Origin of the sequence: Pseudomonas sp. BR20, from assembly GCF_050780135.1 — a bacterium.
GTDB lineage: Bacteria > Pseudomonadota > Gammaproteobacteria > Pseudomonadales > Pseudomonadaceae > Aquipseudomonas.
Window position 1 is genome coordinate 5,581,030 of the sequence record NZ_CP172012.1, and the last position, 25,810, is coordinate 5,606,839.

The window sequence follows — 25,810 nt, forward strand, 5'->3', positions numbered from 1 at the left end:
TCGTTCTGCGCAGACAAGGATCCCCATGTCGTTTAATGCCAAACCACTTGCAGGCCTGAAAGTCATCGAACTCGGCACCCTGATCGCCGGACCGTTCGCTTCACGTATCTGCGCCGAATTCGGCGCGGAGGTGATCAAGGTCGAATCCCCGGACGGCGGCGACCCGCTGCGCAAATGGCGCAAGCTGTATGAAGGCACCTCGCTGTGGTGGTTTGTGCAGGCGCGCAACAAGAAGTCGCTGACGCTGAACCTCAAGCATCCGGACGGCCTGGCGATTCTCAAGCAACTGCTGGCCGACGCCGACATCCTTATCGAAAACTTCCGCCCCGGCGTGCTGGAAAAGCTTGGCCTGAGCTGGGAAACCCTGCACGCACTGAACCCGAAACTGGTCATGGTGCGCCTCTCGGGTTTCGGCCAGACCGGGCCGATGAAAGACCAACCCGGGTTTGGCGCAGTGGGCGAGTCCATGGGCGGGCTGCGCTATATCACCGGTTTCGAAGATCGCCCGCCGGTACGCACCGGGATCTCCATTGGCGACTCCATCGCCGCGCTGTGGGCGGTCATCGGCGCCTTGATGGCGCTGCGTCATCGCGAGGTCAACGGAGGTGTGGGCCAGGTGGTGGATGTGGCGCTGTATGAAGCCATCTTCGCCATGATGGAAAGCATGATCCCCGAATTCGACGTATTCGGGTTTATTCGCGAACGCACCGGCAACATCATGCCCGGCATCACGCCGTCGTCGATCCACACCAGCGCGGACGGTAAGCACGTTCAGATCGGCGCCAACGGTGATGCCATCTTCAAACGTTTCATGAGTGCCATCGGCCGGGAAGACCTGGCGCACGATCCACAACTGGCCAGTAATGACGGGCGCGATAGCCGTCGTGATGAACTCTATGGCGTGATTGATCGCTGGGTGAACTCGCTGCCGCTGGAGCAAGTGGTGGAGCAACTTAACAAGGCCGAAGTGCCCGCCAGCCGTATCTACAGCGCCGAAGACATGCTGGGCGACCCGCAATTCCTCGCGCGCGAGATGTTCCTCAAGGCCCGGCTTCCCGGCGGCAAGGACTTCAAGATGCCGGGCATCGTGCCCAAGCTGTCGGATACACCGGGCAGTTGCGAATGGGTGGGGCCGCAACTGGGTGAACACAACGGCGTGGTGTTGGGCGAGCTGGGATACGACGCCGCCGCCATTGTTCGCCTGCGTGAGAAAGGCGCAATCTGATGCCCCACGGCTGCAAACACTGGCTCATTGCGCTGTACCTGGCCGTCATGCTGGCCGGCAGCTGGCCCGTACCGGCGAGTGCCGAGGGCACGTTGATCTGGTTGTTGCGCGACTTGCCGCCGCTGACCATCTTCGAAGGGCCAAGCAAAGGCCAGGGTGCACTCGACCAGTTGCTGCCGATACTGATCGGACACTTGCCGGAGTATCGCCACCAGGTAATGCACGTCAATCGCGCGCGCGGCATGCAGATGCTGCGCGAGCCCACGCTCACCTGCGATCCATCATTGCTGTGGACGGCAGAGCGGGCCAGGTACATCGTATTTTCCAGGCAGGCGTTTGTGGTCGCCAGTAATGGCGTCACGATTCGACACAGCCAGCAGGACGCCTTGGCGGCGTTTATCGTAGACGGCCAGTTTGACCTGCAGGCCTTCTTCGCCGCCCCTAAGGCAAGGGTCGGCGCGATTGCGGAACGCAGCTACGGCCCCGTTATCGATGAGCGGCTGAAACAGGCCGACACACACAAACTGGCACTGCACTACGGCAACGATGCCCTTGGCAGCTTGCTGCAGATGCAGCGCCTGGGCCGGCTGGAGGCAGTGCTGGGCTATTGGCCGGAAATCCGCTACCACGCGATGCAACAGGGGATCGCAACCGAAGACCTCAGCTTCTACCCCATCAAGGGCACAGCACCTTACCAGCGCACGTATATCGGCTGCTCGGATACGCCTCAGGGGCGCGAGGCCATGGAACGGATCAACCAGGTTCTGCTCAGCCTCCCGCTGGCACAAGTACAACAGTCCTATGCCGCCTGGCTAGACCCTGCGATGCGTGAACATTACCTGCGAGACAACCCGAGTTTTTTCCAGGATTCACCAGAACCCTGACAAATCCCAGGCAAAAAGAAACCCCGAAGAGTGGGGAGACACTTCGGGGTTAAACGTGGCCTGCAAAGACCAGTACAACAAGGCACAAACACCGGAGCACAATGTTTGCTCTTGCTGTTACGAAATCTGACCGGCCATGACGTGGGAAGTTTCCATCTATAAACAATTCTTCATGCAACGGCAGCGCTGCGGGTCTGGGCAGCGCTGCGCAAGGCCGCGATGACCGAGGGCTCCAGGCGTCCTTCAGCGATCTTGAGGTCACGCAGCAGGCAATCCACCACATCCACCAATAGGCGCTTATCGAGCAATTGCGCCCGGTCGACTTCACGCTCGACCATGATCGCGCCGGCGGGGTTCTTCACGGTTACCAGGCACTCTTCCTGCACACCTGCGGTGGTCAACGTCACCTGATAAGGGCTCAGTGCTTCTTCGAGCAATAGGCTGATACTTTCCATCTCGATCACCACTCAATAGTTCGCAAACATTCTTGTAAACGGGAGCTGCATCTATCCTAAGTGACTGGTTGTGACGTAGGAAAGTTCGCTTTTTCGTTTATGTGGGGTTGTCGGGGGATGACGTTTCCAGCATGCGCTTGCAACATGACAGGCAAAAAACGGCGGCACATAAATGCTCACGCAATGGGCTGCTGTTTTTGGGGGTTTGCCAGGCGCTGAGGCCGGAAGTGAATCCTATACTCGGTGAGCGCTGGTTACGCTGCTATGCAGATAAAAGCGCATGTCAACAGGCCCTTATTGCGAAGGATAAATATCGATGGCGGAACAAAATGAGCAACAAACGTCGACAGACAGAATGCACGCCGAGGTATCACGTATTTTTGCTGAAATAGCACGTATGAACGCAGAGCAAAACAAACTCAACAAAGAATCCCTGAAGATAACCTGTGAGACTTTCTGGTACCCGGTGGCTATCGCGACAGGCTTCTATGCCGCCGTGGGCACGGTCATAGTGGTCGCGCAGAAACTATTCTCGTAACGCGAGACCGGGCCTGCCAGAAACAAAAAACGCCGCTGACCCAAGGAAGGGAAAGCGGCGTTTTTGTCTTCGTGATTTGCCTTACAAAGGCTTACCACGGTTGCCATGCTGGCTGACAAACGCCTGCATCGCCTTCAAGTCATTCGGCAGCACCGTGCAACGCTCTTCACGCTCGAACAGGTCTGTCAGGTGCACCGGCAGCTCCAGCGCCTTGCCAACGCCAGCCTTCTCCACCGCTTCCGGGAATTTCACTGGATGGGCGGTGCCGAGGATCACCATCGGGATATCCAGGCTGCGACGGCATTCGCGGGCGGCCTTCACCCCAATGGCGGTGTGCGGGTCGAGCAACTCGCCGGTCTGGGCGTAGACTTCGGCGATGGTTTCGCAGGTCTGCGCGTCGTCCACGGCCAGGGAGTCGAACAGCTTGCGGGTTTCGGTCCAGCGCTCTTCATCAACGCTGAAACCGCCGCCGCTCTTGAAGGTGTCCATCAAGCCGGCAATGGCTGCGCCGTTGCGACCGTGCATGTCGAACAGCAGACGCTCGAAGTTCGACGACACCATGATGTCCATGGACGGCGACAGGGTGGCGTGCAGGGTTTCCTTGACGTACTGGTTGCCGCTCATGAAGCGGTGCAGGATGTCGTTGCGGTTGGTGGCAACGATCAACTGGTTGATCGGCAGGCCCATGTTACGGGCCAGGTAGCCGGCGAAGATGTCGCCGAAATTGCCGGTCGGCACCGAGAACGACACCGAGCGCGCCGGGCCGCCCAATTGCAGCGAGGCGTGGAAGTAGTAGACGATCTGGGCCATGATCCGCGCCCAGTTGATCGAGTTCACCGCCACCAGTCGCGTGCCTTTGAGGAAGCCCTGGTCGGCGAAGCTGTTCTTGACCATTTCCTGGCAGTCATCGAAGTTGCCTTCGATGGCGATGTTGTGGATGTTCTCACCGAAGATGGTGGTCATCTGGCGGCGCTGCACTTCCGACACACGCTTGTGCGGGTGCAGGATGAAGATGTCGACGTTTTCGCAGTGCTTGCAGCCTTCGATGGCGGCCGAACCGGTATCACCCGAGGTCGCGCCGATGATCACCACGCGCTCGCCGCGCTTCTCCAGCACGTAGTCCAGCAGACGACCCAGCAGTTGCAGGGCGAAGTCCTTGAACGCCAGGGTCGGGCCATGGAACAGCTCGAGCACCCATTCGTTGCCGTTGAGCTGGCGCAAAGGGGCGATGGCGCTGTGGGAAAACACGCCGTACGTCTCTTCCAGAATCTTTTTGAAATCCGCATCGGGGATGCTGCCGGTGACGAACGGGCGCATCACCCGGAACGCCAGTTCGTGGTACGGCAGGCCGGCCCACGAAGCGATTTCTTCCTGGGTAAAGCGTGGCAGGTTTTCCGGCACGTACAGGCCGCCGTCGGTGGCAAGGCCTGCCAGCAAGACGTCTTCGAAATTCAGGGCCGGTGCCTGGCCGCGGGTGCTGATGTAACGCATGACTGGCTCCTCTAAAACATTCTCGAACAGAGGCCGCCGCACACGCGGGGCCTCTGGAACAGATCGGTTAGTTCAGGTGTTCGACGCGAATCCGCACCACCGGGCCCACGACGCCTTGCAAGGCCTCCAGAGCAGTGATGGCATCGTTGATGTGCTGCTCGAGCACGCGGTGGGTCAGCAGGATCATCGGCACCTGGCCGTTCTGCTCCTCGACTTCCTTCTGCATGATCGACTCGATGTTGATACCGCGCTCCGACAGGATGCTGGCCACCTGGGCCAATACGCCTGGGTGATCCTTGGCCTGGATGCGCAGGTAGTAGGCGCTTTCGCAGGCCTCGATCGGCAGGATCGGGTGGGCCGACAGCGAATCCGGCTGGAAGGCCAGGTGCGGCACGCGATTTTCCGGGTCGCTGGTCATAGCGCGAACCACGTCCACCAGATCGGCGATCACCGACGAAGCGGTCGGCTCCATGCCGGCACCGGCGCCGTAGAACAGGGTGGAACCGGCGGCATCACCGTTGACCATCACGGCGTTCATCACGCCATTGACGTTGGCGATCAGGCGGTCGGCCGGGATCAGCGTCGGATGCACACGCAACTCGATACCCGCCGGAGTGCTACGCGCGACACCGAGGTGCTTGATGCGGTAGCCCAGGGCTTCGGCGTAGTTCACGTCGGCAGTGGTCAGCTTGGTGATGCCTTCGGTGTAGGCCTTGTCGAACTGCAACGGGATACCAAAGGCGATGGACGCCAGGATGGTCAGCTTGTGCGCCGCGTCGATGCCTTCCACGTCGAATGTCGGGTCGGCTTCGGCGTAACCCAGGGCCTGGGCTTCGGCCAGCACGTCTTCGAAGGTACGGCCCTTCTCGCGCATTTCGGTGAGGATGAAGTTACCGGTGCCGTTGATGATACCGGCTACCCAATTGATGCGGTTGGCGGACAGGCCTTCACGGATCGCCTTGATCACCGGGATACCACCGGCAACCGCAGCTTCGAACGCGACGATCACGCCCTTCTCGCGGGCCTTGGCGAAGATCTCGTTGCCGTGCACGGCAATCAGCGCCTTGTTGGCGGTGACCACGTGCTTGCCGTTTTCGATAGCCTTGAGCACCAGCTCGCGGGCCACGGTGTAACCGCCCACCAGCTCGATGACGATATCGATTTCAGGGTTGGTGGCCACGGCGAAGACATCGTTGGTAATCGCAATACCGGTCGTTTGGAACTGAGGCTTTGGCGAACGCGTGGCAATTTGCGCCACTTCAATCCCACGCCCTGCACGGCGGGAAATTTCTTCAGCATTACGCTGAAGTACGTTGAAGGTGCCGCCACCGACGGTCCCTAACCCACAAATGCCTACTTTGACCGGTTTCACTGAAGAACTCCCCATGAAACGGCCGACGCTAGGTCGGCCGTGGAAAACAGCCGCACAACTGCGGCTTTCAATTAATAGCCCGTCGACTTATCCGCGGGCCATGATCGTCAAAGGTTCGACGATGCTGGTTTATTTGGCACTCAGCGCCAGTTTGGCAACTTGTGGTGCCGGCTGGTAGCCCGGAATCACCTGGCCGTCAGCCAAAACGATGGCCGGTGTACCGTTGACGCCGATGGACTGGCCCAGGGCAAACTGCTTCGACACCGGGTTGGCGCACTTGGCGGCCTTGATTTCCTTGCCATCGACCATCTTGTCCATGGCCGCTTTCTTGTCGGCCGAGCACCATACGGCCTGCAACTGCTCGTCGCCCGGCGAACCCAGGCCCTGGCGCGGGAACGCTACGTAGCGTACTTCAACACCCAGCTTGTTCAGCGCAGGCACTTCGGCATGCAGCTTATGGCAGTACGGGCAGGTGGTGTCGGTGAACACGGTGATATGGGTCTTCGTTTCGCCGATAGCTGGGTAAACCACGGTTTCCGCCACCGGGATGCCGTTGATCAGCTTGGATACACCCAGGCGCTCGGCCTTCTCGGTCAGGTTGACCGGCTTGCCGTCCTTGAGCTGGAACAGGTAGCCCTGAACGATGTACTGACCGTCTGCACTGGCGTACAGCACACGGCTGCCCTTGAGCTTGACTTCATACAGGCCGGCCATCGGGCTGGCGCTGATGCTTTCGATCGGGGTGTCGAGCTGCAGGTTGGCCAGGCTCTTGCGGATGGTCTGCTCAGCAGCGTCATCGGCGACGGTAAAGGTGGAAACCAACGCAATGGCTGCGGCGGCAATAATCTGGGTCAAGCGCATGGAAACTCCTGAAGGCAGATGCAGGGACGGGCGCAGGCACGCCGATACGCAAACACGGGTGCGGGCCGTCCCTTTGCTAACCGGCAAAGCCTACCACAGTTGGGCCGCAGGGCAGCCCGTGGCGGGATAAATTGGCGGTTTTCAGCCTCGCGGGTGGTGCTTGGCATGCATTTCCTGCAAGCGCGCACGCGCCACGTGGGTATAGATCTGGGTGGTGGATAAGTCACTGTGCCCGAGCAGCATTTGCACCACGCGCAAATCCGCGCCGTGGTTGAGCAAATGGGTGGCGAATGCATGGCGCAAGGTGTGGGGCGACAGGCTCTTGCCGATCCCCGCCACCTTGGCCTGGTGCTTGATGCGATGCCAGAACGTCTGGCGGGTCATCTGCTCGCCACGCTGACTGGGAAACAGCACATCGCTTGGCCGCCCGCCAAGCAGCTCGCTACGGGCATCGCGCATATAGCGCTCGACCCACACAATTGCTTCCTCGCCCATTGGCACCAGCCGCTCCTTGCTGCCCTTGCCCATTACCCGCAGCACCCCCTGGCGCAGATTGACTTGCTCGAGTGTCAGGCTGATCAGCTCCGTGACCCGCAGGCCGCAGGCATACAACACTTCCAGCATCGCGCGGTCACGCTGGCCGATGGCTTCGCTGAGGTCGGGCGCAGCAAGCAAGGCATCGACGTCGGCTTCCGACAGTGATTTGGGTAAAGGCCTACCCAGTTGCGGCATATCGATTTGCAGGGTTGGATCGAGGGCGATCAGTTTCTCCCTCAGCAAATAGCGATAAAAACCACGCACACCGGAGAGAAACCGCGCAGTGGAACGGGGTTTGTAGTTCTGCTCCAAACGCCAGGCCAGGTGATCGAGGATCAGCTCGCGGCCGGCATTGATCAGTTCCAGGTGTTTCTCCTGCAACCAGCCGTTGAACAGCGCCAGGTCGCTGCGGTAGGCCTGGCGGGTGTTGTCTGACAGGCCTTTTTCCAGCCAGAGGGCGTCGAGGAAGCGGTCGATCAGGGGGTGGTCAATGGCAGGCATGAGGGCTCAGGTAAGGAAAGTGCGGGTATCGGGTAGATCCTATCGCAGGCCAGCCATGTACACACGCTTGAAGGTATGAACCGTCGCAGCAGGCCGCATTTTCCGCCAAAGGCAGCTCAAATCGCGGGCACAAAAAAGCAGCCCGTAGGCTGCTTTTTTCTGCATCGGGAAGCTGGACTTAAGCCAGTTTTTCCTTGATGCGAGCTGCTTTACCGGACAGGTCACGCAGGTAGTACAGCTTGGCTTTACGTACGTCACCGCGACGCTTAACGGCCATGCTGTCGATTTGCGGGCTGTAGGTCTGGAAAGTACGCTCTACGCCAACACCGTTGGAGATTTTACGAACAGTGAAAGCACTGTTCACACCACGGTTACGCTTGGCGATTACCACGCCTTCGAACGCTTGCAGACGCGAACGGTCGCCTTCCTTCACTTTCACCTGGACGACAATGGTGTCGCCTGGGGCAAAGGTAGGGATCTCTTTGGTCATCTGCTCTGCTTCGAGTGCAAGGATGATTTTGTTAGTCATGCTGTGCTCCTAAGGTAAGTCAATGGACCTACCATCGATACGTTGTTAACTATCGTCCCGCGCGAGGATGTATTCCTCGAGCAGCTTCTTCTCTTCTCCAGAAAGCGAGCGGCTTTCCAGAAGATCGGCGCGTCGTTCATAGGTCCGACCAAGGGACTGCTGTAAACGCCAACGCCGGATGTGTGCGTGATTGCCACTTAGCAATACGTCGGGAACACGCTGATCCGCATACACCTCCGGTCGGGTGTAGTGCGGGCAATCCAGCAAACCGTCCGTGAAGGAATCTTCCTCCGCGGAGTCCGCATGCCCTAAAGCTCCAGGCAGCAGTCGTGTAACCGCATCTATCAGGACCATCGCCGGCAGCTCGCCGCCAGACAGGACATAGTCCCCAATCGACCACTCTTCATCGACATGAGCATCAATAAAACGCTCGTCAATGCCTTCATAGCGACCGGCAATCAGGATCAGTGCTTCCTCATTCGCCAGTTCGCGGACCCCAGCCTGTTTCAGCTGGCGGCCTTGAGGGGACAGGTAAATAACCTTCGCCTTCTCCCCGGCAGCGACCTTGGCCTGAGCCAACGCGTCTTCCAGGGGCTTGATCTTCATCACCATGCCCGGGCCACCGCCAAATGGGCGATCGTCCACAGTGTGATGTCGATCCGTCGTGTAGTCTCGCGGGTTCCAACAGGTAAGCTGCAACAGCCCCTGTTTCACCGCCCGACTGGTGATACCGTACTCGCTGATGGCGGAAAACATCTCGGGAAACAAACTGATCACTTCAATGCGCAAATTAGCCACGCTTAGAAGTCCGCGTCCCATTCCACCTTCATCTCGCCCGCTTCCAGGTCGACAGCCAACACGCATTGCTCGGTATAGGGCAACAGGCGTTCGCGATCATCCAGGCTGCCAGCGCAAGGCTTGACCACCATTACATCATTGGCGCCGGTTTCCAGAAGATGATCGATTTTCCCGAACAATTGCCCGAGTTGATCAATAACCTTCAGACCTTCCAGCTGGTACCAGTAGTACTCGCCATCGGTCAATTCAGGGAACAGGTTGCGCGGCACGCAGATCTCATAACCGGCCAGAAGACGAGCTTCTTCACGATCATCAAGACCCTTGAGCTTTGCGACCAGGAACTTATCGCTCCCGCGTCCACTGACCAGCTCGACCTGCTTCACACTACCTTCGCGCTTGAGCGTCCAGGTTTTGTACTGCAACAGGTTTTCAGTCGGATCAGTAAAGGAATACACCTTCACTTCGCCGCGAACGCCATGAACAGAATAAATCTTGCCAATAACGATCAAATCATCAGCAACAGTTGGCGTCGCGTTCATATTGCTCAGGCTGCGGCCTTAGCCGAGTCCTTCAACAACTTGGCAACACGCTCAGACGGTTGTGCACCAACGCTCAGCCAGTAGGCTACGCGCTCTTGGTTCACGGACAGGCGGACTTCTTGACCACGAGCGATCGGGTTGAAGAAACCTACTTGTTCCTTGTGAGAGCCGTCACGTGGGTTGCGGCTGTCAGTTACGGTCAAGTGGTAAAACGGGCGCTTTTTGGAGCCGCCAAGGGCAAGACGGATTGTTAGCATGTGAACATCGTTCCTGTAGTCGGTGCTGCAAATCTAAATGCACAGCGGGCATAGGTGCCCGAAAGGCCGCATATTCTAAGGAATATCCGGACTTTTGCAAATGTCTTTTTCTGGCGCCTATCAGCGTGCCATTCAGATCTGCTAGAGAGCCGTCGGTTAAAACGGCAGGTCAGCCCCCGCCAACGGCGGGTTTGCTGGGGATCCCACATCCCTGTGGGTCGGAGCAGGAGTGAACTCCCGCTCGAATTCTTTACATTTTCGGCATGCCACCGCCGGGCAACATACCGCCCATGCCGCGCATCATCTTGGCCATTCCGCCCTTGGCGGAGAATTTCTTCATCATTTTCTGCATCTGCTTGTGCTGCTTGATCAAGCGACCGATGTCCTGCACCTGGGTGCCGGAACCCATGGCGATCCGACGCTTGCGCGAACCACTGATCAGCTCAGGGTCGCGGCGCTCGGCCGGGGTCATGGAGTTAATGATGGCTTCCATCTGCTTGAACTGCTTCTCTGCCGCGCCCTGGGCATTGCCCATTTGCGCCAGGTTCACACCGCCGATGTTCGGCAGCTTGTCCATCAGGCCGCCGAGGCCGCCCATGTTCTTCATTTGTTGCAGTTGGTCGCGGAAGTCTTCGAGGTCGAAGCCCTTGCCCTTCTTCAGCTTCTTGGCCAGTTTATCGGCCTTGTCCTTGTCGAGGGTGGCTTCGGCCTGTTCGATCAGGCTGAGCACATCACCCATGCCGAGGATACGCGAGGCGATACGCTCAGGGTGGAACGGTTCGAGCGCGTCGCTCTTCTCGCCCATACCGATGAACTTGATCGGCTTGCCGGTGATGGCACGCACCGACAGCGCGGCACCGCCACGGGCGTCGCCGTCGACCTTGGTGAGGATCACGCCGGTCAGCGGCAGTGCGTCGCCGAAGGCCTTGGCGGTATTGGCCGCATCCTGGCCGGTCATGGCGTCGACCACGAACAACGTCTCGACCGGATTGATCGCGGCATGCAGCGCCTTGATCTCGCCCATCATCTCTTCATCGATGTGCAGGCGACCGGCGGTATCGACGATGACCACGTCGATGAATTTCAGTTTTGCTTCTTTAATAGCGGCGTTGGCGATGTCGACCGGCTTCTGGCTCAGGTCGGACGGGAAGAAGGTCACACCCACTTCGCCCGCGAGCATTTCCAACTGCTTGATGGCCGCCGGACGGTACACGTCAGCCGACACCACCATCACGGACTTCTTCTTGCGCTCTTTAAGGAAGCGCGCCAGCTTGCCGGCGGTGGTGGTCTTACCCGCACCTTGCAGGCCGGCCATCAACACGACGGCCGGTGGCACGGCGCTGAGGTTCAGGTCTTCGTTGGCCGCGCCCATCAGGCTTTCGAGTTCGGCCTGGACGATCTTCACAAAGGCCTGGCCCGGAGTCAGACTGCGGGACACTTCAGTGCCGACCGCGCGCTCCTTGACCGAGTTGACGAAGTCCTTGACCACAGGCAAGGCGACGTCGGCTTCCAGCAACGCCATGCGCACTTCGCGCAGGGTGTCTTTAATATTGTCCTCGGTCAGCTTGGCCTTGCCGGTTACGTGGCGCAGCGTCTGCGAGAGACGGTCAGTCAGGTTTTCAAACATGCGCGATCCTTTCAGGCCCTATTCATCGAAATGCATTGGTAGACCGAGGTAATGGCGGCCCAGGCTGTGGTAAATCGCTATTAAAAACAGCGCTCGGCGAGCCTGCGGCGTGGGCAGGTCGCGGATTATAGCGAAGACTGCGCCCATGCACACCCGCTGTCTGGCCCTGGAGTCTTTCGTGGAACGCAGGTGTATGCCAAACTCAGCGCCTTTCGGGCTTGCCTATCAGGATTTATGCTCCCCTTGTCACCCAGTTTGCTACCCAGCCTCGCCGCCGCCATCGTGTATGCCGCTGCGACCCTCTATCAGAGCACTCGTCTGGCCAAAGGCGCCAAGGCGGACAAACGCCTGCTGGTCGGCCTGGGCGTCCTCGCCCTGCTGGCCCATGCCGCGAGCCTGTTCACCCACCTGATGACGCCGGTTGGCCTTGGCCTGGACTTCTTCAGCGCCGCCAGCCTGATCGCGGCGGCGGTCATTGCGCTGACGCTGATGGCCTGTTATCGGATTCCTGTCGAGAACCTGCTGGTCCTGCTCTTCCCATTGGGCGTGCTGACGGTGCTGCTCGCGCAGTTCGCCCCCACCGGCACGGTGCAGGTGATCGACGAGGAGCCAGGCATCCTCGCCCATATCCTGCTGTCGATCCTGGCCTACGGCATGTTCACCATCGCGGTGTTCCAGGCCTTGCTCCTGCTGTTGCAGGACCACCAGCTCAAGCACAAGCACCCTTCCGGGCTGATCAAGAACTTCCCGCCGCTGCAAACCATGGAAAGCCTGTTGTTCGGTTTCCTGTGGGCCGGCTGGACGCTGCTGTCGCTGTCGCTGATTTCCGGTTGGCTGTTCGTCGAAAACCTGTTTGCCCAGCACCTGGTGCACAAGACCCTGCTGGCGTGCCTGGCCTGGGTGGTGTTCAGCGTATTGCTGTGGGGCCGCAACCGTCTTGGCTGGCGCGGGCACAAAGCGATTCGCTGGACCCTGGCCGGTTTCTGCCTGCTGATGCTGGCCTATTTCGGCAGCAAGCTGGTTCGCGAATACATCCTGCATATCTGACGGGCAGCAAAAATGGACAACTTGCCCCTGGGGCCGATGCTCGCGGTAATCGCCTTGCTGGTGTTATGGGCGGCGCTGTTTACCGCCATCGAAGCCGCACAACAACACCTGCTGGCCCTGCGCCCCGGTACACGCCAGGGCGACAAGGCTGCCGCCCGCCTGAGTTTCCCGCGCCACAGCCTGATCCTCTGCAACAGCCTGTGCCGTGCGGCCGTGGTAATCCTCTGCACCCTGCTGGCGATTTATGCCTGGGCACAGAACGGCCCGTGGCTCGGCTGGCTGATCTCCTGCGCCGTTCTGCTGATCCTGGCCGACTACCTGCCACGCGCCCTGGCAACCCGTCATCCGCAGGCGGTGCTGGGCTTCGGCAACACGCTGCTGGGCGTGCCATTGAAAATCCTCTATCCCGCCGCCTGGCTGCTCAATGGCATCAGCCTGTTGCTGCTGCGCCCGTTTGCCCGAAAGCCCGGCGTGGTGAAAAACAGCGATGAGCCACAGCCCGGCCACGACGATGAACCGCAGCCCGAGGCCGACGACGGCCGCAGCACTGGCATGCCGGGCATCCACGCCCTGGACAACATCACCGTCAATGACATCCTGGTGCCCCGCAGCGAAGTGGACGGTATCAACCTGGATGACTCGATCGAAGAAATCATCGAGCAATTGCGCACCTCCTCGCGCACTCGCCTGCCGGTGTTCCACAGTGACATCAACCAGGTTGAAGCCGTACTGAACACCCGGCTGATCCAGCACCTGCTGCCGGACGCCAGCCTGACCAAGGAAGCCCTGCTGGACGCTTCCTACGAACCCTACTTCGTCCCCGAAAGCACGCCCCTGCAACTGCAACTGCTGAACTTCCACAAACAGCAGCGACGCCTGGGCATGGTGGTGGATGAATACGGCGAAGTACTGGGTATCGTCACCCTGGAAGATATTCTCGAAGAAATCGTCGGCGAATTCGAAAACGAGCAAAGTGCGGACAACCCGCATATCGAAGCGCAGCCGGATGGCCGCTATATCATCGACGGCGCCGCTTCGATCCGCGAATTGAACAAGAGCCTGGGCTGGCACCTGCCCAGCGACGGCCCCAAGACCCTCAACGGCCTGGTGACCGAAGCACTGGAGACCATTCCGGATTGTGCGGTGTGCCTGAAGATCGGCCGCTACCGCCTGGAAATCCTTGAGACCGAGGACAACCGCGTCAGCAAGGTGCTGATCTGGCATACCAGCCACGTGCCAGTAGCCGCATAACTTCCTGATAAACCACAATCCAGTGTGGGAGCGGGCAAGCCTCCTCCCACATTTTGATTTGCGGCGCTCCAGTCACTTGTTGTAATTCCAAACCCCTTCCTATAATCCCTGCGGCTTACCCAAGCCCCCGCCCGACCGCGTGCTACCCGCACTCAGCGCGTCCAGGCACCGCTTTACCATGTCCGACCGGTGTCCGCTCCCATCCCGAGCCGCCCCGAGCACTGCCCTGATCCAAGGGTGTTCGACCCAATAATAATCCGCGTCCAAACGCGCAACGACCGTCAGGGATACCTCCATGAGCACCACCTATAACGAGGCCGCGCCCGCCGCCCCGACCAACTCGACCGCACGTGTCGCCACCGCGAGCATCGTCGGCACCGCCATCGAGTTCTACGACTTCTATATCTACGCCACGGCTGCCGCGCTGGTGATCGGGCCGGTGTTCTTCCCGCAGACCTCCGGTACCGCGCAGATGCTGGCGTCGTTCCTGACCTTCGGCATCGCCTTTATCGCCCGCCCACTGGGCTCAGCGCTGTTCGGCCACTTTGGCGATCGCATCGGCCGCAAGTCGACCCTAGTTGCCTCGCTGCTGCTGATGGGCGTGTGCACGACGCTGATCGGCTTGCTGCCCGGCTATGACAGCATCGGTGCCTGGGCGCCGATCCTGTTGTGCGTGCTGCGTTTCGGCCAAGGCCTGGGGCTTGGCGGGGAATGGGGAGGTGCAGCGTTGCTGGCCACCGAGAACGCGCCGAAAGGTAAGCGCGCCTGGTTCGGCATGTTCCCGCAACTGGGCCCGTCGATCGGATTCCTGGCGGCCAACGGTTTGTTCCTGATCCTGGCGATGAGCCTGAATGACGAGCAGTTCCGCAGTTGGGGCTGGCGTATCCCGTTCATTCTCAGCGCAGCCTTGGTGATGGTCGGCCTGTATGCACGCCTGAAACTGCATGAAACCCCGGTGTTCGCCAATGCCGTGGCGAAGGAAGCCCCGGTGAAAGTGCCGCTGATGGAGCTGTTCAGCCAGCATTGGTTGCCGGTCCTGCTGGGCGCCGCGTCGATGGTGGTGTGCTATGCGCTGTTCTACATCACCACGGCCTTTTCCCTGAGCTACGGCGTTTCGACGCTGGGCTACAGCCGCGAGACGTTCCTTGGGTTGCTGTGCTTTGCAGTGCTGTTCATGGGCCTGGCCACACCGCTGGCGGCGCTGGCCAGTGATCGCTACGGGCGCAAGCCGGTGCTGATCGTCGGCGCAGTCCTGGCGATTCTGTCGGGCTTTACCATGGAACCGCTGTTGACCCACGGTTCGACCTGGGCCGTAGCACTGTTTTTGGCCTTGGAGCTGTTCCTGATGGGCGTGACCTTCGCGCCGATGGGTGCGCTGTTGCCAGAATTATTCCCGACTCGCGTGCGTTATACCGGGGCTTCGGCGGCGTATAACCTGGGTGGGATTGTGGGCGCTTCGGCCGCACCGTTCTTCGCGACCAAGCTGGTGGCGATGGGTGGGCTGAGTTATGTCGGCGGGTATGTGTCGGCGGCAGCGTTGCTCAGCTTGATTGCTGTGCTGTGCCTGAAAGAAACGCGGGATAACGATTTGAACAGGGTTGCTTGATTAACAGCTATCGGGGGTAGCCCCCTCCCACATTTTGACCGCATTCCTACAGATTAAACGCGGTCAAGTGTGGGAGGGGGCTTGTCCCCGATGCTTTTAGAGCTCTACAACAACCGCTTGGGACGCACGGGTCGCCTTGGCCCGAGCCGCTTCAATCGACTCATCCCGCGCCAACGCCACGCCCATGCGGCGCTGGCCATTCACTTCTGGCTTACCAAACAGACGCAACGCCGTGTCCGGCTCGCTCAAGGCGGCGCCGAGGTTGGCGAATGCGGTCTGGGTCGACTGCCCTTCCACCAGAATCACCGCCGAAGCCGAAGGCCCGAACTGACGGATCAACGGGATTGGCAGGCCCAGGATGGCGCGCGCATGCAGGGCAAACTGCGACAGGTCCTGGGAAATCAGGGTCACCAGGCCGGTGTCGTGGGGGCGCGGCGACACTTCGCTGAACCACACCTGATCGCCTTTGATGAACAGCTCCACGCCAAACAGGCCACGACCGCCCAACGCCTCGGTCACTGCCTTGGCCACACGCTCGGACTCGGCCAGGGCAATCGGGCTCATGGCTTGCGGCTGCCAGGACTCCTGGTAGTCGCCCTTCTCCTGACGATGACCCACCGGCGCGCAGAAGGTGGTGCCGCCGATGTGACGCACGGTCAGCAGGGTGATTTCATAGTCGAAATCGATAAAGCCTTCGATGATCACCCGGCCTTTACCGGCACGCCCGCCTTCCTGGGCGTAGTCCCAGGCTTTCTGCACATCGTCGGCACTGCGCAGCAGGCTCTGGCCCTTGCCCGACGAACTCATCACCGGCTTGACCACGCAAGGGAAGCCCAGGTCCTGGACAGCCTTGCTGTAGTCCTCGAAGGTGTCGGCGAAGTGGTACGGCGAGGTCGGCAGGTCCAGCTCTTCGGCGGCCAGGCGACGGATACCTTCGCGGTTCATGGTCAGCGACGCGGCGCGGGCGGTCGGAATCACGGTGAAGCCTTCGGCCTCCAGCTCCACCAGGGTCGCGGTGGCGATGGCTTCGATTTCCGGCACGATGAAATGAGGTTTTTCCGCTTCGATCACCGCACGCAGGGCGGCGCCGTCGAGCATATTGATCACATGGCTACGGTGGGCAACCTGCATGGCCGGTGCATTGGCATAGCGATCCACGGCAATCACTTCAACGCCCAGGCGTTGCAGTTCGATCACCACTTCCTTGCCCAGCTCACCGCAGCCACACAGCAAAACGCGGGTCGCGGTTGGCGACAATGGAGTTCCGATTCGGGTCATCTCAGGTCCTCAGGGGAGCGGATCATGGGGAGAAAGGCCGGCATTTTACATGAACTGTAAAAATTGGCCTCAGTTGGCGACGGCCCGCTTGCGGATACGCCAGGCCATGATCAGCCACACCACCGTGACCCCGGCGAACTTCGACGCCAGGGCCGTGCCCACCACGGCAGGAGTGAGTGCGCCGATCAGGCCGAAAAAGATAAACGTGTCGAGGGGAATGCTCAGCGCCGAACTTATCCACAGGCGGTCGTGGAGCGGACGCTTGGTGATGCTGAACACCAGCCAGTCGATGCATTCCGACACCGCGAATGCCGTGGCGCTGGCCAGGGCGATGGACGGGTCGGAGGTGATATATGACAACACCAGCGCCGCCAGCATGGCGATGATCGCACCGTGGCCAAAGCGGGTTTGCACCATGTCACGCAGGATAAACACCAGGCCACCCCAGGCCGACCAGATGACGTCCAGGTGCGGGGCGGTGGAGAAGGCGAAGTTGATCAGCACGACACTGCTGATGTAGGCGATCAGGAAGAGCATGGGGCGAGGGACCTGTGAACAAGGGGCACAGGGTACTTCACATTTGGAAATATGTCGTCTGGGTGGGCCTCATCGGGGGCAAGCCCCCTCCCACATTTTGACCGCATTCTTACAGATCAAACGCGGTTAAGTGTGGGAGGGGGCTTGCTCCCGATGGCGATCTATCAGGCGCCGGATTTACCAGAAGCCATAAACACCAACCCTCCCGCCACCGCCCGCTCATGGCACAACCCCAACACCACCCGGCGTTCGGCGTTGTCCATGCGGCTCCAGCGCGTGATTTCATCCACGCTGCGCTGGCAGCCGGTGCAAATATCGTCGTCATCCAGCGCGCAAATGCTCACGCACGGCGAGGCGACGGGGCGTTCAATCGGGTTCATTCTTCCTGCTCGACCAGGTCACGCGCATACCGCTGGGCGTTATGCACATAGTGTGCGGCGCTGGCTTCGAGCATGCGTTTCTGCGCGTCAGTCAATTCACGTACCACTTTGCCCGGCGAGCCCATCACCAGGGAACCGTCAGGGATTTCCTTGCCTTCGCCGATCAACGAGTTGGCGCCGATAATGCAGTGCTTGCCGATCTTGGCGCCGTTGAGGATCACCGCGTTGATACCGATCAGGCTGTAATCGTCGACCGTGCAGCCGTGCAGCATTGCGTTATGGCCGATGGTAACGCCGGTGCCCAGGGTCAGCGGGTAGCCCATGTCGGTATGCATCACGCTGCCGTCCTGCACGTTGCTGTTCTTGCCGATCAGGATCAGTTCGTTGTCGCCGCGCAGCACCGCGTTGAACCAGACGTTGGCGCCCTCCTCCAGCTTGACCTTGCCCACCAGCGTGGCATTCGGCGCCACCCAGCTGTGTGGATGGGTCTCGACGCGGGCATCGCCCAGGCGGTATTTCATGGTGTTCCCTCACGGCTGGCCGTTCAAACGACGGCTTAAATATTGATGAAGCTCTTGGGCGGCTGGTGCAGGCTGATCTTGGCGTCGTCATAAAGCAGGTTGATCAACTCGACGATCATGATTGCCGTCAGGCCCCAGATCTTGTATTCGCCGAAGCGATAACTGGGCACGTACCAACTGCGGCCCTGGTAATCGATTCGGTGGGTATGTTCGCGCGGGTCCTGTCGGAAAAAATCCAAGGGCACGCTGAAGACGGCGGCAATCTCGGCATCGTTGGCCAGGTATTCGACGTAATCGGGGATCACCCCCACATAGGGCGTGACCCGGATGCCGTGCAGGGAGATCAGCGGGCTGAGCGGGCCGATGACTTCCACCAGGCCGGGGGGCAGGCCGATTTCTTCTTCAGCTTCACGCAGGGCGGTGAAGATCAGGTCCGGGTCTTCGGGGTCGCGGCGCCCGCCGGGAAAGGCCACTTCGCCACCATGGGTCGACAGGCCGCTGGCGCGCAGGGTCAGGATCAGCTCAGGTTCGTCACTGCGGGTAATCGGCACCAGTACCGCGGCCTCGGGGAAACGCCCGTCGGTTTCCAGCGTGTGGGGGGTGTGGTTGCTTACCCGGCGAAGTAGCTCGTCCAGCATGAGTCATCTCGGTCTGTTGGCTACCTTGCATCATGCACCAAAGCCGCCGGGTGCCCAACCCCAAAACCTTAGGGCTGTCGCTAAACGACAACTTGCAGGGCCCTGCCAGCCAAGCCAAGATAGACGCACTTTCCAGGAACCCCAGCATGAATTTCTGCAGCCAGTGCGGTAAACCGGTTACCCAGCGCATTCCCGACGGCGACGCCCGCCTGCGTTTTGTGTGTGATCACTGCTCGACCATTCACTATCAAAACCCCAATATCGTCGCCGGTACCGTGCCGGTGTGGGGCGATAAGGTGCTGCTGTGCCGCCGCGCCATCGAGCCGCGCCTGGGTTACTGGACCCTGCCCGCAGGTTTTATGGAAAACGGCGAGACCGTGGAACAGGCCGCCATGCGCGAAACCCTGGAAGAAGCCTGCGCCCACGTACGCAACCTGAGCATCTACACCCTGATTGATGTGCCGCACATCAGCCAGGTGCATATCTTCTACCGTGCCGAACTGGTCGACCTGGACTTCGCCGCAGGCCCCGAAAGCCTCGAAGTGCAGCTGTTCGACGAGGCTGACATCCCTTGGTCCGAGCTGGCTTTCCGCACGGTCGGGCGTACCCTAGAATACTTTTTCGCCGACCGCCGCCAGCAGTCGTTCCCGGTGCGCAGCGAAGCCGTGCCACCTCTTTCCAAGCCCGCCCAATAACCATTCGGCCGCTCGTCGCCACAGGGATACCGTTTTAATGCGTTGGTTGCTTGCTCTGATCTGCCTGTCGTTCGCCACGCTGTCGTCAGCCTCTACCGTGGAAACCCTGGGTGGCAAGACGGTCGAAAAAGTCCTGGTGCTCAAGTCCGCCCACCAATTGCAGTTGATCAACGACGGCAAGCCCCTCAAGACCTACCGGATTTCCCTGGGCAAAAACCCTAAGGGCCACAAGTTGATCGAAGGCGACCGCCGCACACCGGAAGGCCTGTACTGGATCGACTGGCGCAAGACCAGCGACCGCTACTACCTGTCCATGCACATCTCCTACCCGAATATCAGCGATGCCGCCCGCGCCCGCCGCGAAGGGGTGAAGCCCGGCAGCATGATCATGATCCACGGCACGCCCGACACCGAAGAGTACCCGGAGCAGTGGTTTCACACCCTGGACTGGACGGACGGCTGCATCGGCATGCGCAACGTCGACATGCGCGAAGTCTGGAACCTGGTCAAGGACGGCACGCTGATCGAGATTCGGCCCTGACGTTGAACCGCTCGTAAAATAAATCAAAAAAGATTCCTGCCCTCGGCAGCCCCTGCCGGTGAATACCAATTCACCGCGCGGGCTGCGCACCTCTGCGCGCGATAAAGACCTCTCTAATACCACTTGATACCAGGCACCGTTAAGGTGCCCTTAAACCGGTACATGCACCGTTTTGGAAGCATTGACATGGTATTTAAGTGGTATTAGCTTCCGGCCAATACCGGGCGACAACACTCCAATAACCGCATCGGAAACCCCCATAGATGAACCCTATCCTGACGCTGCGTCCCGACGACAAGCAATCCACACCGCTGTACCTGCAATTGGCCCGCAACCTGGAAGCGGCGATCCATGCCGGCCAGTGGAAATCCGAACAGGCCCTGCCCTCGGAACGTGCCCTCAGCGAGCAGCTGAGCATTTCGCGGGTCACCGCCCGTAAAGCGTTGGAAGTGTTGTTTGCCCAAGGCCTGATCCGCCGCAGTCAGGGCTCCGGCACCTTTATCACGCCACGCCTGGAGCAGCCGCTGTCGCGCCTGTCGGGGTTCAGCGAGATGTTGCGCCTCAAGGGCTTTGTGCCCAGTTCCCAATGGCTGGAACGTGACATCACCCCGCCGACCCATGAAGAACTGATCCGCCTGTGCCTGTCGCCGAACGACAAGGTCGCGCGCCTCAAACGCCTGCGTAAGGCCGATGACACCGTGATGGCGATCGAGATGACCGCCATGCCCGCCTCGGTACTGCCGCAGCCGCAAGCCATCGGCAATTCGCTGTACGAATACCTGGAAGGCATCGGCAAACCCATCGTTCGCGCCCTGCAACACATCCAGGCGATCAACGCCTCGGATGAATTCGCCAAGCTGGTGGGCATCGCCCCCGGCACCGCCATGCTGCTGATGACCCGGGTCGGCTACACCGCCGACAACACGCCGATCGAAATCACCGACACCTACTGCCGCAACGACTACTACGACTTTGTCGCAGAGCTTCGCCGCTATGACTTTGCCGCCGAGTTGCGGCCTTAGAGAACTGCCCATGTCCGAAGACAATATCCTCACGCCCCACGGCTGGATGCGCGGCCGCCTGGTGCACCAGCACGGCAAGGTCATCGCCATTGAAGGCGAGCCTTGCGATCCGGCTGAAAATGACTTGCCGTACCTGCTGCCGGGTTTTATCGACCTGCACGTCCACGGCGGCGGCGGTAAAGACATCATGGAAGGCGCCGACGCCTTCGAGACCATCACTCGCACCCACGTGCGCTTCGGCACCACGTCGCTGCTGGCCACCACCATGACTGCCCCGGTGGAGGAAATCTCCAGCGTGCTGGGCCAACTCGGCCGCTTCTGCGAACAGCGTCCTGCAGGCAGCGCCCGGGTACTCGGCGTGCACCTGGAAGGCCCCTACATCAATCCGGGAAAACTCGGCGCGCAACCCAACTTCGCTCATACCGCATTGATGGCCGAAGTCGAAGCCTACCTGCGCCTGGCGCCGATCCGGGTGATCACCATCGCCCCGGAAATCGCCGGCCACGACGCCCTGATCCGCGCCCTCAGCGAGCGCGGCGTGCGTATGCAGATCGGCCACACCCTGGGCAGCTATGAAGAAGGCGTCGCCGCCCTCGCTGCCGGCGCCACCAGCTTCACCCATTTGTACAACGCCATGAGCCCGTTGCATCACCGCGAACCGGGCATCGTCGGCGCCGCGCTGGCCCATGCCAAGTACGCCGAGTTGATCCCGGATTTGCTCCACGTGCACCCCGGCGCCATGCGCGTGGCCCTGCGCGCGATCCCGTGCCTGTACTGCGTCACCGACTCCACCGCCGCCGCCGGCATGCCCGACGGCGAGTACAAGCTGGGCAGCCACACCGTGACCAAATGCCTGGGCGGCGTGCGCCTGGCCGACGGCACCCTGGCCGGCAGCACCCTGACCATGGATCAGGCGCTGCGCAACCTGGTGAAAATCGGCCTGCCCATCAGCGAAGCCTCACAACGCCTGTCGCAATTTCCGGCGGACTACCTGGGCCTGGAACAACGCGGTCGCCTGCAACCCGGCAGCTTCGCCGACTGCGTGCGCCTGGACCGCTCCCTGCACCTCACCGACGTCATGGTCGAAGGAGAAACCATTGTCTTCAAAGATGCTTGAAGAGGCCTTGGCCTCCTGTGACGCCGTCGCGGCGCAACTGCAACGCCTGGAACCGTTGCTGGAAGAAGTCGCCGGCCGCCTGCGCCGCCAGCCGCCACAAGTGGCGATGACCATTGCGCGGGGCAGCTCGGACCACGCCGCCAGCTACTTCGCCTACCTGGCCATGCAGCATGTCGGCATCCCGGTGGCGTCGTTACCGATGTCGGTGGTGACCTTGTTGCAAGCGCCAATGAAAGTCAGCGGCCAGGTAGCGTTCGGTTTCTCCCAGTCGGGGCAAAGCCCGGACCTGGTCAACAGCCTGCGCCTGCTGCGCAAGCGTGGCGCCTTGAGCATCTCGCTGGTCAACGCCGAAGACTCGCCACTGGAAGCCGCCTGCGAATTCCATGTGCCCCTGTGCGCCGGGCCGGAACTCAGCGTCGCAGCGACCAAGAGCTTTATCGCCACCCTCAGCGCCAGCGCGCTGCTGATCGGCCACTGGAACCAGGAGCCCGACTTGCTGCAAGCCTGCCAGGCCCTGCCCGCTGGCCTGCGTGAGGCCGCCGGGCAGGACTGGACGCACGCCATCGAGGCGCTGCGTGGCTGCCAGCAACTGATGGTGATCGGCCGTGGCGCCGGTTTTGCCATCGCCCAGGAAGCAGCGCTCAAGCTCAAGGAAACCTCGGCGATCCAGGCCGAAGCCTTCAGCAGCGCCGAGGTGCGCCACGGGCCGATGGCCTTGATCGGCGCGGACTACCCGCTGCTGGTCTTCGCACCACGGGGCGCCGAGCAAGCCGGCTTGTTGAGCCTGGCCGCCGATATGCGCCAACGCGGTGCCCGCGTGCTGCTCGCCGCGCCGGACGATATCGCCGAACGCGACCTGACCCTGAGCCGCGCCGAACACCCGAGCCTGGATCCGATCCTGGCGATCCAGAGTTTCTACGTCATGGCGGCCGGCCTGTCCGTCGCCCGAGGCATGGACCCGGACCAGCCGCGCCACCTGAGCAAAGTTACCCGCACTCACTGAGTCGCGCTTTCCTGATGAGTACCGTGCCCATGTCCTACAACAATAATGAATTAACCCTCAACGCGCCCCTAAGCGGGCCGTTACTGGCCCTGGGCAGCGTGCCTGACGACGTGTTCGCCAGCGGCGCCATGGGCGACGGCATGGCTATCGACCCGCTCAACGATTGCCTGCATGCGCCGTGTGATGGCGTAATCATCCATGTCGCCCGCACCGGCCACGCCTTGACGATTCGTGCCGACAATGGCGCCGAAGTGTTGCTGCACATCGGCATCGACACGGTCGAATTGAATGGCGAAGGGTTTGCCCTGCTGATCAAGGAAGGCGCCCGGGTCCGCAATGGGCAGGCGCTGGTGCGCTTTGACCTGGACCGTATCGCCCGCCAGTGCAAAAGCCTGATCAGCCTGATCATCCTCACCAATGGCGAACACTTTGAACTGCGCCCGTTTGCCGCGAAAACCGTCAAGCTGGGCGAACCGCTGTTGCAGGTCGTGCCGCGCGCAACCGCGCCGCTGCAAACGGCTGTGGATAACGTCGTCGCCGAAGCCAGCGCCAGCGTGCGCGTGACTCACCGTGGCGGCCTGCACGCACGACCGGCGGCGCTGATCCGCAAGACCGCCCAGGGTTTCAGCAGCCAGGCAAAGGTGCACTTCGGCGCCAAGTCGGCCGCTTGCGACAGCCTGATCGGCCTGATGGGGCTGGGCATTGGCGAAGGCGACGAGGTGCGCGTGACCTGTCGCGGCAAGGACGCCGAGGCCGCGCTGCAGGCGCTGGTCGCGGCCTTGTCCGTCGCGGTTAAGCAAGAACACCACGCACCGGTCGTCGCCATGCCACGCCGGGCAACTACTGAGGCAGATGTGTTGCAGGGCGTGTGTGCGGCGCCGGGCCTGGTCTGCGGGCCGTTGTTCCGGCTGGCGGGTATCGAGTTGCCGTCAGACCCCGGCAATCACGTCACCGACGAACAACTGCAACGCCTGGACGCAGCCCTGGAGCAGGTGCGCGGTGAGATCCGCAGCACCCTGGACCAGGCTCGCCAACGCAAGGCCGTCGAAGAAGAAGATATCTTCGCCGCCCACCTCGCCCTGCTCGAAGACCCGGCCCTGCTGGGGGCCGCCACCGACGCCATCGAACACGGCAGCGCCGCCACCCACGCCTGGCGCGATGCAATCCAGGCGCAGTGCGCGGTATTGCTGGCCCTGGGCAAGCCGCTGTTCGCCGAACGCGCCAACGACCTGCGCGATCTGCAACAACGGGTGCTGCGCGCACTGTTGGGCGAAGCCTGGCATTTCGAGTTGCCTGCGGGGGCGATTGTCAGTGCCCATGAACTGACCCCTTCGGATTTGCTGCAACTGAGCGCGCAACAGACTGCCGGGATCTGCATGGCCGAAGGCGGCGCCACCTCCCATGTGGCGATCCTGGCCCGGGGCAAGGGCTTGCCTTGCGTGGTCGCCCTGGGTGCTGAAGTGCTCGCTGTACCGCAAGGCCAGCGCGTGGTGCTCGACGCCGTCAACGGCCGCCTGGAGCTGGCCCCCAGCGAGGCGCGCCATGCCGAAGTACACCAGTTGCGTGACGCACAAAAACTGCGCCGCCAGCATCAACAGGCCCAGGCCCAATCGCCGGCCCTGACCCGCGATGGCGTGGGCATCAAAGTGGCCGCCAATGTTGCGTCGAGTGCCGAGGCGCACATAGCGTTTGAGAACGGCGCCGATGGCGTCGGCCTGCTGCGCACCGAATTCCTCTTCGTCGACCGCCGCACCGCGCCGGATGAGGAGGAACAATGCCACGCTTATCAAGCCGTGCTGGACGCCATGGGCGACAAGTCGGTGATCATCCGCACCATCGACGTCGGTGGCGACAAGCAACTCGACTACCTGCCGCTGCCCGCCGAAGCCAACCCGGTGCTGGGCCTGCGCGGCATCCGCATGGCCCAGGTACGTCCGGAACTGCTCGACCAGCAACTGCGGGCGCTGCTGCGAGTTTCGCCGTTGGCGCGCTGCCGCATCCTGCTGCCGATGGTCAGCGAAGTCGACGAACTGCTGCAGATTCGCCAGCGCCTGGATGAGTTATGTGCAGAGCTGGAACTGACCCAACGCCCCGAGCTGGGGGTGATGATCGAAGTGCCCGCCGCGGCGCTGATGGCCGAGCAGTTGGCCGAGCACGCGGACTTCCTGTCCATCGGCACCAACGATCTGTCCCAGTACACCTTGGCCATGGACCGCGACCACGCCGGCCTCGCCGCGCGTGTCGATGCGCTGCACCCGGCGCTGTTGCGGCTGATCGCCCAGACCTGTGCCGGCGCAGCCAAACACGGGCGTTGGGTCGGCGTGTGCGGCGCCCTGGCGTCCGATCCGCTGGCCACGCCGGTGCTGGTCGGCCTGGGGGTCAGCGAACTGTCGGTGAGCCCGCCGCAGATCGCAGAAATCAAGGACCGCGTCCGTCACCTGGACGCGGCGCAATGCCGGCAACTCAGCCGAGGCCTGCTTGACCTCAGCAGCGCCAAGGCGGTTCGCCAAGCCTGTCAACACCACTGGCCGCTGAGCTGACAACAACAAGAAAAAGGAGA

27 protein-coding genes are annotated in these 25,810 nt (G+C 61.3%); 12 read left to right on the top strand and 15 right to left on the bottom strand.

Annotated features, from left to right (window positions below):
- The first annotated feature begins 25 nt into the window (after positions 1–25).
- Both ACHPFG_RS25765 and ACHPFG_RS25770 read left to right on the top strand, forming a co-directional pair.
- Positions 26–1,225 (top strand): CaiB/BaiF CoA transferase family protein, encoded by a 1,200-nt coding sequence (locus ACHPFG_RS25765; RefSeq protein WP_431700782.1) that lies wholly within the window; start codon positions 26–28, stop codon positions 1,223–1,225.
- Positions 1,225–2,109, top strand: coding sequence for a TIGR02285 family protein (locus ACHPFG_RS25770; RefSeq protein WP_431700783.1), 885 nt, complete (start codon positions 1,225–1,227; stop codon positions 2,107–2,109). The genes ACHPFG_RS25765 and ACHPFG_RS25770 overlap by 1 nt, the downstream gene beginning before the upstream one ends.
- A 170-nt stretch (positions 2,110–2,279) precedes the next feature.
- On the opposite strand, the gene ACHPFG_RS25775 is transcribed toward ACHPFG_RS25770, so the two are convergent.
- Positions 2,280–2,564: a DUF3509 domain-containing protein gene (locus ACHPFG_RS25775; protein WP_431700784.1), complete on the bottom strand. Its 285-nt coding sequence runs from the start codon at positions 2,562–2,564 to the stop codon at positions 2,280–2,282.
- Positions 2,565–2,880: 316 nt separating this feature from the next.
- Between ACHPFG_RS25775 and ACHPFG_RS25780 the strand changes: the two genes are divergently transcribed.
- Positions 2,881–3,102 carry a hypothetical protein gene (locus ACHPFG_RS25780; protein WP_122541847.1) on the top strand — a complete coding sequence of 74 codons (222 nt, stop codon included), beginning with the start codon at positions 2,881–2,883 and terminating at the stop codon, positions 3,100–3,102.
- 81 nt (positions 3,103–3,183) lie between these two features.
- On the opposite strand, the gene thrC is transcribed toward ACHPFG_RS25780, so the two are convergent.
- The 9 genes from thrC to ffh all read right to left on the bottom strand — a co-directional run bounded on the left by thrC (position 3,184) and on the right by ffh (position 11,614).
- Positions 3,184–4,593 (bottom strand): threonine synthase, encoded by a 1,410-nt coding sequence (thrC, locus tag ACHPFG_RS25785; RefSeq protein WP_027605462.1) that lies wholly within the window; start codon positions 4,591–4,593, stop codon positions 3,184–3,186.
- A 67-nt stretch (positions 4,594–4,660) separates the two neighbouring features.
- A complete protein-coding gene (locus ACHPFG_RS25790) occupies positions 4,661–5,965 on the bottom strand; it encodes a homoserine dehydrogenase (protein WP_027605461.1) in 1,305 nt (434 codons plus the stop codon).
- 129 nt (positions 5,966–6,094) lie between these two features.
- A complete protein-coding gene (locus tag ACHPFG_RS25795; protein ID WP_431700785.1) occupies positions 6,095–6,826 on the bottom strand; it encodes a thioredoxin fold domain-containing protein in 732 nt (243 codons plus the stop codon).
- Positions 6,827–6,967: 141 nt separating this feature from the next.
- On the bottom strand, positions 6,968–7,864 hold the full coding sequence (xerD, locus tag ACHPFG_RS25800; protein ID WP_131697949.1) for a site-specific tyrosine recombinase XerD: 897 nt from the start codon (positions 7,862–7,864) through the stop codon (positions 6,968–6,970).
- 178 nt (positions 7,865–8,042) lie between these two features.
- The gene (rplS, locus tag ACHPFG_RS25805; RefSeq protein ID WP_003175895.1) at positions 8,043–8,393 is read right to left on the bottom strand and encodes a 50S ribosomal protein L19; all 351 of its coding nucleotides are present in this window, start codon (positions 8,391–8,393) and stop codon (positions 8,043–8,045) included.
- A 45-nt stretch (positions 8,394–8,438) separates the two neighbouring features.
- On the bottom strand, positions 8,439–9,212 hold the full coding sequence (gene trmD, locus ACHPFG_RS25810; protein ID WP_184743990.1) for a tRNA (guanosine(37)-N1)-methyltransferase TrmD: 774 nt from the start codon (positions 9,210–9,212) through the stop codon (positions 8,439–8,441).
- Positions 9,194–9,730, bottom strand: coding sequence for a ribosome maturation factor RimM (gene rimM, locus ACHPFG_RS25815; RefSeq protein ID WP_408012369.1), 537 nt, complete (start codon positions 9,728–9,730; stop codon positions 9,194–9,196). Before rimM ends, trmD begins: the two co-directional genes overlap by 19 nt.
- Positions 9,731–9,735: 5 nt before the next feature.
- Entirely contained in the window at positions 9,736–9,987 is a 252-nt protein-coding gene (gene rpsP / locus ACHPFG_RS25820) for a 30S ribosomal protein S16 (protein WP_003238923.1), read from the bottom strand.
- A gap of 250 nt (positions 9,988–10,237) precedes the next feature.
- Positions 10,238–11,614, bottom strand: coding sequence for a signal recognition particle protein (ffh, locus tag ACHPFG_RS25825; RefSeq protein ID WP_010207982.1), 1,377 nt, complete (start codon positions 11,612–11,614; stop codon positions 10,238–10,240).
- Between the two features lie 234 nt (positions 11,615–11,848).
- On the opposite strand from ffh, the gene ACHPFG_RS25830 reads away from it, so the two are divergent.
- The 3 genes from ACHPFG_RS25830 (at position 11,849) to ACHPFG_RS25840 (ending at position 15,518) form a co-directional block, all read left to right on the top strand.
- Positions 11,849–12,661, top strand: a complete 813-nt coding sequence (locus ACHPFG_RS25830; protein WP_431700786.1) for a cytochrome C assembly family protein — start codon at positions 11,849–11,851, stop codon at positions 12,659–12,661.
- Between the two features lie 12 nt (positions 12,662–12,673).
- Positions 12,674–13,912 carry a transporter associated domain-containing protein gene (locus ACHPFG_RS25835; protein ID WP_431700787.1) on the top strand — a complete coding sequence of 413 codons (1,239 nt, stop codon included), beginning with the start codon at positions 12,674–12,676 and terminating at the stop codon, positions 13,910–13,912.
- 295 nt (positions 13,913–14,207) lie between these two features.
- The gene (locus ACHPFG_RS25840; RefSeq protein ID WP_431700788.1) at positions 14,208–15,518 is read left to right on the top strand and encodes an MFS transporter; all 1,311 of its coding nucleotides are present in this window, start codon (positions 14,208–14,210) and stop codon (positions 15,516–15,518) included.
- Positions 15,519–15,614: 96 nt separating this feature from the next.
- On the opposite strand, the gene purT is transcribed toward ACHPFG_RS25840, so the two are convergent.
- From purT to ACHPFG_RS25865, 5 genes are all read right to left on the bottom strand, one after another.
- Entirely contained in the window at positions 15,615–16,796 is a 1,182-nt protein-coding gene (purT, locus tag ACHPFG_RS25845) for a formate-dependent phosphoribosylglycinamide formyltransferase (RefSeq protein ID WP_145338405.1), read from the bottom strand.
- Between the two features lie 69 nt (positions 16,797–16,865).
- Positions 16,866–17,333, bottom strand: coding sequence for a VUT family protein (locus tag ACHPFG_RS25850; RefSeq protein WP_053135599.1), 468 nt, complete (start codon positions 17,331–17,333; stop codon positions 16,866–16,868).
- Between the two features lie 164 nt (positions 17,334–17,497).
- Complete coding sequence (locus ACHPFG_RS25855; RefSeq protein ID WP_431700789.1) at positions 17,498–17,713, bottom strand: DUF1289 domain-containing protein; 216 nt, start codon at positions 17,711–17,713, stop codon at positions 17,498–17,500.
- A complete protein-coding gene (locus ACHPFG_RS25860) occupies positions 17,710–18,234 on the bottom strand; it encodes a gamma carbonic anhydrase family protein (RefSeq protein WP_065939223.1) in 525 nt (174 codons plus the stop codon). Before ACHPFG_RS25860 ends, ACHPFG_RS25855 begins: the two co-directional genes overlap by 4 nt.
- A gap of 35 nt (positions 18,235–18,269) precedes the next feature.
- Positions 18,270–18,872: a CoA pyrophosphatase gene (locus tag ACHPFG_RS25865; protein ID WP_016971944.1), complete on the bottom strand. Its 603-nt coding sequence runs from the start codon at positions 18,870–18,872 to the stop codon at positions 18,270–18,272.
- A 146-nt stretch (positions 18,873–19,018) separates the two neighbouring features.
- On the opposite strand from ACHPFG_RS25865, the gene ACHPFG_RS25870 reads away from it, so the two are divergent.
- The 6 genes from ACHPFG_RS25870 (at position 19,019) to ptsP (ending at position 25,790) form a co-directional block, all read left to right on the top strand.
- A complete protein-coding gene (locus ACHPFG_RS25870) occupies positions 19,019–19,567 on the top strand; it encodes an NUDIX hydrolase (protein WP_131697954.1) in 549 nt (182 codons plus the stop codon).
- Between the two features lie 37 nt (positions 19,568–19,604).
- Positions 19,605–20,108, top strand: coding sequence for a L,D-transpeptidase family protein (locus tag ACHPFG_RS25875; protein ID WP_431700791.1), 504 nt, complete (start codon positions 19,605–19,607; stop codon positions 20,106–20,108).
- 263 nt (positions 20,109–20,371) lie between these two features.
- Entirely contained in the window at positions 20,372–21,130 is a 759-nt protein-coding gene (locus ACHPFG_RS25880; protein ID WP_131697956.1) for a GntR family transcriptional regulator, read from the top strand.
- 10 nt (positions 21,131–21,140) lie between these two features.
- Positions 21,141–22,247, top strand: coding sequence for an N-acetylglucosamine-6-phosphate deacetylase (nagA, locus tag ACHPFG_RS25885; RefSeq protein ID WP_431700792.1), 1,107 nt, complete (start codon positions 21,141–21,143; stop codon positions 22,245–22,247).
- Positions 22,240–23,250: an SIS domain-containing protein gene (locus ACHPFG_RS25890; protein ID WP_431703523.1), complete on the top strand. Its 1,011-nt coding sequence runs from the start codon at positions 22,240–22,242 to the stop codon at positions 23,248–23,250. The genes nagA and ACHPFG_RS25890 overlap by 8 nt, the downstream gene beginning before the upstream one ends.
- Before the next feature lie 29 nt (positions 23,251–23,279).
- Positions 23,280–25,790 carry a phosphoenolpyruvate--protein phosphotransferase gene (ptsP, locus tag ACHPFG_RS25895; protein ID WP_431700793.1) on the top strand — a complete coding sequence of 837 codons (2,511 nt, stop codon included), beginning with the start codon at positions 23,280–23,282 and terminating at the stop codon, positions 25,788–25,790.
- Positions 25,791–25,810: the final 20 nt, after the last annotated feature.